The sequence below is a fragment of the Rubrivivax benzoatilyticus JA2 = ATCC BAA-35 genome (assembly GCF_000190375.1).
Lineage (GTDB): Bacteria > Pseudomonadota > Gammaproteobacteria > Burkholderiales > Burkholderiaceae_C > Rubrivivax > Rubrivivax benzoatilyticus.
This window is the reverse complement of sequence record NZ_AEWG01000066.1, coordinates 1-9,304: the sequence shown is the minus strand read 5'-3', so window position 1 is coordinate 9,304 and position 9,304 is coordinate 1. Positions and strand designations below refer to the sequence as shown.

The window sequence follows — 9,304 nt, the reverse complement described above, 5'->3', positions numbered from 1 at the left end:
CGGCTGATCAAGCCGTGGCGCTTGAGCACCGAGTTGACCGTGCTCGCTGCGATGCGCACACCTGCGTCGCGAGCCAGGACATGGGCGATCTTGCGGCCACCCCACGCCGGGTGCTCGCCTCGAACGGCCAACACCTGGTCCTGCAGTTCCTGCGCTGTGCGAGATGGCGAATGGCATGGGCGACGGGATCGGTCCTCCAAGTCCTCGCGGCTGAGCCACTTGTAGCCCGTCTTGCGGCTGATCCCGAACCGGCGACACAGCTCACTGACGTTCGCATCCGCTTGGCGGGCCAGACCGACGAACTCCTGTCTCTGATCCTTCACGGTGACTGCGCTCCACGGCAACTTCGTTCTCCGCTGGCTAGGCAGGAAAAAGTGTCACCTATGTCCTCGCACACCTGTCACCGATGTCCGCGGTCCATACAGCCTCCCTCCGAGAGGGAGGCTCCGGTCAGTCCGACGAGCGGTTCTGCGCCTCTCGGGCCTCGCCGAGCACCGACATGCACCGCCAGTTCAGCGCCATCGCCAGTGCGGGATCGGTTCTGCCGCGCTGACCCATGGCCCAAGCGCCGCCGGGGCGGGGAAAGTCCGGCCCCCATCGCTTCAGTTGCAGTCAAGACGCGGTTCAGCCGCGGACAAGCCAGCCGCCTGGGGATCCCTATCTTCTCCCGCAGGCAGCACGAAGAACGGGGGAGACATGGACGCCAAGGGTTCGAGCCGAGGGGGATGGCGCTCACGCGCAGCGTGGATGTTCGCCGGCCTGCTGTTCTGCCTCGCGCCGGGCACACCCGCCCAGGCGCAGTCGCAGACCGCGCCGCTGGCCGCCGCCGTGGCCAGCGCGCCCGCGGTGTTCAGGCCCGAGGCCACGCCGATCGGCGAGAAGGCCTGCCTGGGCTGCCACAGCCAGGAGAACCTGCACTACAGCGACACGCTGCACGCCAAGGCCTTCCGCAGCAACCCGCGCAACGAACGCGAGCGCCAGGTCTGCGAGGCCTGCCACGGCCCGGGCTCGCTGCACGCCAAGGACACCCAGAACAAGGACCTGATCATCGGCTTCACCAAGGGCTGGGACACGCCGGTGGCCAGGCAGAACGAGTCCTGCCTGGGCTGCCACAAGGGCGGCAACCGGCTGCACTGGCCGGGCTCGGTGCACGCCGGCAACCAGCTGGGCTGCGCCGACTGCCACAACCCGATGCAGAAGGTCTCGACCAACAGCCTGCTGGCGCGCAACACGATCAACGAGGTCTGCTCGCGCTGCCACCAGCAGCAGCGTGCCGAGTTCAACAAGCGCTCGCACATGCCGCTGCCCGAGGGCAAGGTGAGCTGCGTCGACTGCCACAACCCGCACGGCAGCACGACCCGCCCGCTGCTCAAGGCCGACAGCACCAACAACGTCTGCTTCAGCTGCCACGCCGAGAAGCGCGGGCCGATGCTCTGGGAGCACGCGCCGGTGCGCGAGAGCTGCACCAACTGCCACAGCCCGCACGGCAGCAACCACGACAAGCTGCTCGTCGCGTCACGGCCGCAGCTGTGCCAGCAGTGCCACAGCCCGTCGGTCGGTCACCCGAACAACTTCTTCCGCGCCAACCAGACCGCCGGTGCCGGCCAGCTGCCCGGCGGCGCCACCAGCCAGCGCATGGTCGGCCGCAGCTGCCAGAACTGCCATGTGCAGATCCACGGCAGCAACCACCCCGCCGGCGCGCGCTTCCAGCGCTGAGCCCTTCATCACCAGGAGTCCGTCCCATGCGTCACACGACCTTGCGCGACCGCCGCGGCCAACGCCGCCTTCTGGGCCTGCTGATCGGCAGCGCGCTCGCGCAGATGGCCGCGGCACCCGCGCGCGCCGATTCCGGCGTCGGCACCGACACCAGCACCGGCAACCTGCTGATGCCCGGCGCCGGGCTGCGTGTCCCGGCACTCGACCCCGACGGCATGGGCGACGGCGGCGTCAAGCGCAACCCGACCGGCCTGCTCAACGCCCAGCCGGCGCTGGTGGCCGAGCCCGCCGAGGGCGAAGGCTGGCGCTGGCGCGGCCAGGTCGAGGGCGGCGGGCTGAAGGTCGACGGCAACGCCGGCGCCGCCAAGTTCCGCGAGTACAAGGACTTCGGCTCCGGGCTGGTGCTCGGCGGCCTGCGCCTGGAAGGCGAGAGCGCCGACGGACGCCACTACCTCGACCTCAGCGCCGCCTCGCTCGGCCGCGACGACGGCTTCGCCGCGCTGACCGCCGGCCGCTACAACGGCTGGCGGCTCAAGCTGTTCTACAACGAGACGCCGCACGTCTTCACCTCCGGCTACCGCAGCCTCTGGGACGGCATCGGCAGCGACCGCCTGACGCTGTCGCGCCTGCCTGCCGGCCCCACGGCCCCGGCAACCGCGGCCAGCACCGACATCGCGATCGGCGAGGACGCGCTGGCCGCACCGCTGCGCACGCTGTCGCTGCTGCGCCAGAAGGGCGGCATGCGGCTGGACCTGCCGCTGGACGAGTCGCTGAAGCTGTTCGCCAGCTTCAGCAGCGAAAAACGCGAGGGCGCGCGCCCCTTCGGCATGGTGATGGGCGGCGGCGGCGGCACCGGCGGCCTGGAGACCGCCGAGCCGATCGACTACGACACCCACGAGGTCCACGCCGGGCTGCAGTGGAACAACGAACGCACCAGCGCCAACGTGCTGCTGTCGGCCTCGCTGTTCCGCAACAACCTCGACACGCTGACCGTCGAGAACCCGCTGTTCGTCGCGCCGGTCAACGGCATCGCCAGCTTCCCGCGCGCGGTCTTCGACCTGCCGCCCGACAACGACTTCTACAACCTCAAGGGCGAGGTCGCGCACGCGATTCCCGAGTTCGCCAACACGCGCCTGACGGGCGTGGTCTCGCTGTCGTCGTCGCGCCAGGACGATGCGCTGATCCCGATGACCCAGTACGCCGGGGCGACGGTCAACGGCGTGGCCGGCGGCGCCTGGGACACGCTGGCCTCGCTGCAGCGCGACAGCGCCGAGCGCCGCATCGACTCGCGGCTGTACGACTTCGGCGTCTCGATGCAGCCGCTGGCCGAGCTCGAACTGAAGGGCAAGCTGCGCCGCTACGAGACGATCGACAAGTCGCCGCAGTACTGGGCGTGCAATCCGCTGACCGGCCAGTGGGGCCGGCTGATCAACGACGGCAGCGGCGCGGTGTTCGCGATCCCCAACGCCACCGCCGGCCAGAACCCGGCCGGCACGCCGGCCACCGCCTACAACACGCTGCTGTGCGACCTGGAGGCGATCAAGGCGCTGGAACTGGTGCCCAGCGCCGGCAACGTCAACATCGGCGCGCCGCAGTACGGCCTGAAGCAGGACAACGCCAGCCTGTCCGGCGACTGGCGGCTGGGCCGCTCGCGCAACCTGAACCTGATGCTCGAGCGCGAGACCGTGCAGCGCGAGAACCGCGAGCGCAAGCGCACCTGGGAGGACCGGCTGAAGGCCGGCTGGGTCGACCGCGCGATGGCCGGCGGCACGCTGCGCGCCTCGGCGGAGTTCGCCCGCCGCCGCGGCAGCACCTACAACGCCGACCCCTACGAGGCCTTCTACAGCTCCTCGCTGGGCCCGCTGCCCAGCGTCAACGGCATCAACGTCGCGAGCTGGATCCACACCAGCGACCTGATGCGCAAGTTCGACCTCGCCGACCGCGACACCGCGACGCTGAACCTGCGCTTCAACCGCGCGCTGAGCGACACGATGGACGTCTCGGTGGCGGCGCTGGCGCGCACGCAGCGCTACCCGGGCTCGTCCTACGGCCGCGGCGGCACGCAGCAGCTGCACTCGCTCAACGGCGACTGGAACTGGCAGCCGACGCCGGTGACCTGGGTCTCGGCGACGGTCGGCCTGCAGCGCAGCCAGATGTCGCAGGCCGGCCTGCAGACCAACGCCTGCGTGCTCGGCAGCACCTATTACTTCTACAGCGACGGCTCGATCAGCACGACCGCGACGCCGACGCCGGCACAGCTGGCCGCCGGCATCACCGTCGTCGGCAACAGCGGCGTCGTCACCGGCGCGAACTTCGAGGAGCTGTGCGGCAGCGCCTCGGACTTCAGCCCGCTGTACCCGAACAGCCGCCGCTGGACCGTGGAGCAGGACGACCACACGCGCTCGGCCGGCCTCGGCCTGCGCCAGGAGTTCGGCCGCTGGCGCTTCGAGGCCCACTACGGCTATGTCAGCGGCCGCACCAGCACCGCCTACACCTACAACGCCGCGGCACTGGGCCTGGTGACCAGCGGCGCACCGACCGAGGCCCAGCTCGCAGCGCTGGCGCTCATCGGCTCGGGGCTGCCCGACCTGCGCTACCGCCAGCACGCGGTGGACCTGAACCTCGTCGTGACGCACACGCCCAAGGTCTACAGCCGCTGGCTGCTGCGCCACGAGATCACCCGCATAGCCGACTGGCACTACGACGGCGTCGCCGAGAACCCGACACCGTCGAACAACCAGCAGACCTACCTCGACACCGGCCCGCAGAGCTACCGCGCGACGATGTTCGGCGTCATGCTGGGGGTGATGTTCTGATGGCGTCGGTGCGCAGTTCCTGGCGGCGCCTGCTGGCCGTCGCGGCGGCCGTCGTCGTGCCGGGCACCGGCCTGGCCGACGGCGCGCCCCCCAGCGTCGAGACCTTGTGCGCCGCCTGCCACGGGCCGGGCGGCAACAGCGTCGTGCCGTTCTTCCCGCGCCTGGCGGGGCAGCAGGCGATCTACCTCGAGAAGCAGCTGCGCGACTTCCTCGCCGGCAAGCGCAAGAACGACGTCATGGCGCCGGTGCTCGAGCACATCCCGGAGGCCGACATCCCGCGCATCGCGGCGTACTACGCGGCGCAGGCGGCGACGCCGAACAAACCCGACAACGAGGCGCTGGTCACGGCCGGCCAGGCGATCTTCAACGACGGCAACACCGGCACCGGCGTGCCGGCCTGCATCGGCTGCCACCAGCCCGGCGGCATGGGCAACGAACGTTTCCCGCGCCTGGCCGGCCAGCACCCGGCCTACGCCGCGGCGCAGCTGAAGGCCTTCAAGACCGGCAGCCGCAGCAACGACAAGGCCAAGGTGATGCGCACGGTGGCCGAACGGCTGAGCGACGACGAGATCGCCGCCGTCGTCGAGTACCTGGCGACGCAGCCATGAACGCGGCCGACACCCGAGGAGAGCGCATGAGGATCCGTCTTGCCGGCCGCCTCGCGCCGCTGGCCTTCGCCTGGGCGAGCCTGGGCAGCCTGCCGCCCGCCATCGCCGCGCCGGCCGGCGCCGGTTCGCCCTCCGACCTGGCGAGCGCCGCCACGGCCTGGGACGCCGAACGTGCCGAGCGCCTGAAGGCCCTGGGCCTGCGCGGCGACCCGGCGCGCGGCGTCGTCGCCTACGAGGTCTGCCAGGGCTGCCACCTGCCGAGCGCGCTCGGCCGCACCGACGGCAGCTACCCGCGGCTGGCCGGCCAGCACGCCACGGTGCTGGTCAAGCAGATGCTCGACATCCGGGCCGGGCGCCGCTTCAGCCCGAAGATGCGCCCGTTCATCGACGAGGCGATGGTCAGCACGCAGGACATCGTCGACATCGCCTCGTACCTGTCGGCCCTGCCCTCGCCGCCGAACAACGGCCGCGGCGCCGGCACCGAGCTGGCCCAGGGCCGCCGGATCTACGAGCGGGAGTGCGCCAGCTGCCACGGTGTCGGCGGCGGCGGCGAGGCGGGCCGGTTCTACCCGCGGCTCAACGGCCAGCACTACGAGTACCTGCTGCGCGAGCTGGTCTACATCCGCGACGGCGTGCGCGGCAACGCCGACCCGCGCATGGTCGAGGCCATCCGGACCTTCTCGTTCAGCGATCTGGCCGCCGTCGCCGACTACGTCTCGCGCCTGCCGAGCGCCCCCTGAGCAAACGTCGCCGCGGCCGCCCTGCGCTCGCGGGGCTGGACGCGCGGGCGGCGTTGCGCAGAATGGCCGGCGAGGCTGGCTGCCGCCGGCCGTGCGAGAGGTGTCGGCCATGCCCGCGACGAAATACGTCTACCTGTTCGGCTCCCGGTGCACCGAAGGCGCCGCCGGAATGAAGAACCTGCTCGGCGGCAAGGGCGCCAACCTCGCCGAGATGTGCCGCCTGGGCATCCCGGTGCCGCCGGGGCTGACGATCAGCACCGAAGCCTGCACCGCCTACACCACGCTCGGCCGCGACCGGGTGCTGGAGATGATCCGCGCCGAGGTGCTGGCCGGCATCGCCGCGATCGAGGCCGAGATGGGCAAACGTTTCGGCGACGCCGCCGACCCGCTGCTGCTGTCGGTGCGCTCCGGCGCACGCGCCTCGATGCCCGGCATGATGGACACCATCCTCAACCTCGGCCTCAACGACGAGGCCGTCGAGGGCCTGGCGCGCAAGGCCGGCAACGAACGTTTCGCCTGGGACTCCTACCGCCGCTTCGTGCAGATGTACGGCGACGTCGTCATGGGCCTGAAGCCCGTGTCGAAGGAAGAGCACGACCCGTTCGAGGTCGTCATCGACATGGTCAAGGAGGCCCGCGGCGTGCAGCTCGACACCGAGCTCGACGCCGCCGACCTGAAGGAGCTGGTCGCGCGCTTCAAGGCGCTGATCCGCGCGCGCATCGGCCGCGAGTTCCCGACCGATCCCTGGGAACAGCTGTGGGGCGCGATCGTCGCCGTCTTCGACAGCTGGAACAACGACCGCGCACGCGTCTACCGCGAGTTGAACGACATCCCCGAGTCCTGGGGCACGGCGGTGAACGTGCAGGCCATGGTCTTCGGCAACCTCGGCGACCACAGCGCCACCGGCGTCGCCTTCACGCGCGACGCCGGCACCGGCGAGGACCTGTTCAACGGCGAGTTCCTCGTCAACGCGCAGGGCGAGGACGTCGTCGCCGGCATCCGCACGCCGCAGCAGGTGTCGCTGGTCGGCTCGCGGCGCTGGGCCGAGCTGGCCCTCGTCTCCGAGGCCGAACGCGCCGAGAAGTACCCCTCGCTCGAGGAGCTGATGCCCGAGCTGTACCGCCAGCTGATCGAGGCCGAGACGCGCCTGGAGAACCACTTCCGCGACATGCAGGACCTGGAGTTCACGATCCAGGAAGGCCGGCTGTGGATGCTGCAGACGCGCAACGGCAAACGCACCGGCGCGGCGATGGTGCGCATCGCGATGGAGATGCTCGAGCAGGGCATGATCGACGAGAAGACGGCGCTCGAGCGGGTCGTGCCCGACCGCCTGAACGACCTGCTGCACCCGATCTTCGACCCGCGTGCGCTGGCCGCGGCGGCCCCGCTGGCGCGCGGCCTGCCGGCCTCGCCGGGCGCGGCCACCGGCCAGATCGTCTTCTTCGCCGACGAAGCCGAGGCCTGGGCCCAGCGCGGCCGCGAGGTGATCCTCGTGCGCCAGGAGACCTCGCCCGAGGACCTGCGCGGCATGAGCGTCGCCAAGGGCATCCTGACGGCGCGCGGCGGCATGACCTCGCACGCCGCGGTCGTCGCACGCGGCATGGGCAAGTGCTGCGTCAGCGGCTGCGGCGCGGTGCACGTCGACCTGAAGGCGCGCACGATGACCATCGACGGCACCGTCTACGCCGAAGGCGAGTGGATCTCGCTGAACGGCTCCACCGGCGAGGTCTACGCCGGGCGCATCGCCACGCGCGACGCCGAGCTGTCGGGCGACTTCGGCAAGCTGATGGCGCTGACCGACAAGTACCGCCGGCTCGAGATCCGCACCAACGCCGACACCCCCGAGGAAGCCGCCATCGCGCGCAGGTTCGGCGCCACCGGCATCGGCCTGTGCCGCACCGAGCACATGTTCTTCGAGGGCGACCGCATCCTCGCGGTGCGCGAGATGATCCTCGCCGACGACGAGGCCGGCCGCCGCAAGGCGCTGGCCAAGCTGCTGCCGATCCAGCGCGGCGACTTCGAGGGCCTGTTCCGCGAGATGGACGGGCTGCCGGTGACGATCCGCCTGCTCGACCCGCCGCTGCACGAGTTCGTGCCGCACGACGACGCCGGCCAGCTGGCGATGGCGCGCGACATGGGCGTGTCGCTGGGCCGCATCAAGCTGCGTGTCGAGGAGCTGCACGAGTTCAACCCGATGCTGGGCCACCGCGGCTGCCGGCTCGGCATCAGCTTCCCCGAGATCACCGAGATGCAGGCGCGCGCGATCTTCGAGGCGGCGCTCAACGCCAAGGCGCGCGGCACCGCGGTGGTGCCCGAGATCATGGTGCCGCTGGTCGGCACGGTGCGCGAGCTCGACCAGCAGGCCGCGGTGATCCGCCGCGTCGCCGAGCAGGTGTTCGCCGAACGCGGCGAGACGCTGCACTGGATGCTGGGCACGATGATCGAGACGCCGCGCGCCGCGCTGATGGCCGACAGCATCGCGCGCAGCGCCGAGTTCTTCTCGTTCGGCACCAACGACCTGACGCAGATGACGATGGGCTTCAGCCGCGACGACGCGGGCAGCTTCCTGCCGCGTTACCTGAAGCTCGGGCTCTACGAGCACGACCCGTTCCGCTCGATCGACCAGAAGGGCGTCGGCCAGCTCGTCGAGATGGCGGTCGCCAAGGGGCGGGCGACGCGGACGGACATCGAGCTCGGCGTCTGCGGCGAACACGGCGGCGACCCGGCCTCGATCGCGTTCTTCCACCGCGCCGGGCTGCGCTACGTGAGCTGCTCGCCGTTCCGCGTGCCGATCGCGCGGCTGGCCGCGGCCCAGGCCGCGATCGCGGCCTGAACCGGGAATGCCGAACAGGCCCCGCCGACAGACTCCCGGCAACCTCACGGGACGGCCAGCGGCCGTTCGTCGAACGGCATGTCGTCCCCCCCGATGCACCGCGCTCCCCTGACCGGCCTGCTCGCGCTTCTGGCGCTGGCCGGCAGCGCCCATGCGGCGGCCGAAGGGCCGGTCTGGACCTACCGCGTGCGCCCCGGCGACACGCTGATCGCGCTGCAGGCGCGGCTGCTCGCGCCGGGCATCGGCTGGCAGGCGCTGCAGCAGCGCAACCAGGTTGCCGAGCCGCGCCGTCTGCCGGTCGGGCGCCCGCTCGAGATCCCCGTGGCCTGGCTGCGCGCGCAGCCGGTGCAGGCCGACGTCCTGTTCGTGCACGGCGAGGTCGAACTGCGCCGCGCCGGCGAGGCGCCGCGGCCGCTGGCCTCCGGTGAACAGGTGGCCGCCGGCGACGAGATCGTCACCGGCGCACGCTCGTCCTCGGCGGTGCTGGGGCTGGACGACGGCTCGCGGCTGCTCGTCGAGCCGGGCAGCCGCCTGCGTGTCGAGGCGCTGGACCGGCGCGGGGCCAGCGCCTACCGCGAATCGCGGCTGAAG

General features: G+C 71.5%; 7 protein-coding genes. 6 read left to right on the top strand and 1 reads right to left on the bottom strand.

The genetic code is table 11. The features are described 5' to 3' along the window. Positions 1–344: helix-turn-helix domain-containing protein (locus RBXJA2T_RS19740; protein ID WP_138938809.1), on the bottom strand; the 344-nt coding region annotated here is incomplete at its 3' end. A 403-nt stretch (positions 345–747) separates the two neighbouring features. Between RBXJA2T_RS19740 and RBXJA2T_RS07340 the strand changes: the two genes are divergently transcribed. The 6 genes from RBXJA2T_RS07340 to RBXJA2T_RS07315 form a co-directional block, all read left to right on the top strand. Then, positions 748–1,716, top strand: coding sequence for a DmsE family decaheme c-type cytochrome (locus RBXJA2T_RS07340; protein WP_009856706.1), 969 nt, complete (start codon positions 748–750; stop codon positions 1,714–1,716). Between the two features lie 26 nt (positions 1,717–1,742). After that, entirely contained in the window at positions 1,743–4,532 is a 2,790-nt protein-coding gene (locus RBXJA2T_RS07335) for an MtrB/PioB family outer membrane beta-barrel protein (protein WP_009856705.1), read from the top strand. Beyond that, positions 4,532–5,140, top strand: a complete 609-nt coding sequence (locus RBXJA2T_RS07330; protein WP_009856704.1) for a c-type cytochrome — start codon at positions 4,532–4,534, stop codon at positions 5,138–5,140. Before RBXJA2T_RS07335 ends, RBXJA2T_RS07330 begins: the two co-directional genes overlap by 1 nt. 26 nt (positions 5,141–5,166) lie before the next feature. Further along, entirely contained in the window at positions 5,167–5,880 is a 714-nt protein-coding gene (locus RBXJA2T_RS07325; RefSeq protein WP_009856703.1) for a c-type cytochrome, read from the top strand. 109 nt (positions 5,881–5,989) lie between these two features. Next, positions 5,990–8,713, top strand: coding sequence for a pyruvate, phosphate dikinase (ppdK, locus tag RBXJA2T_RS07320; protein WP_029718901.1), 2,724 nt, complete (start codon positions 5,990–5,992; stop codon positions 8,711–8,713). A gap of 93 nt (positions 8,714–8,806) precedes the next feature. Beyond that, the coding region (locus RBXJA2T_RS07315; protein WP_009856701.1) for a LysM peptidoglycan-binding domain-containing protein at positions 8,807–9,304 on the top strand (498 nt) is incomplete at its 3' end.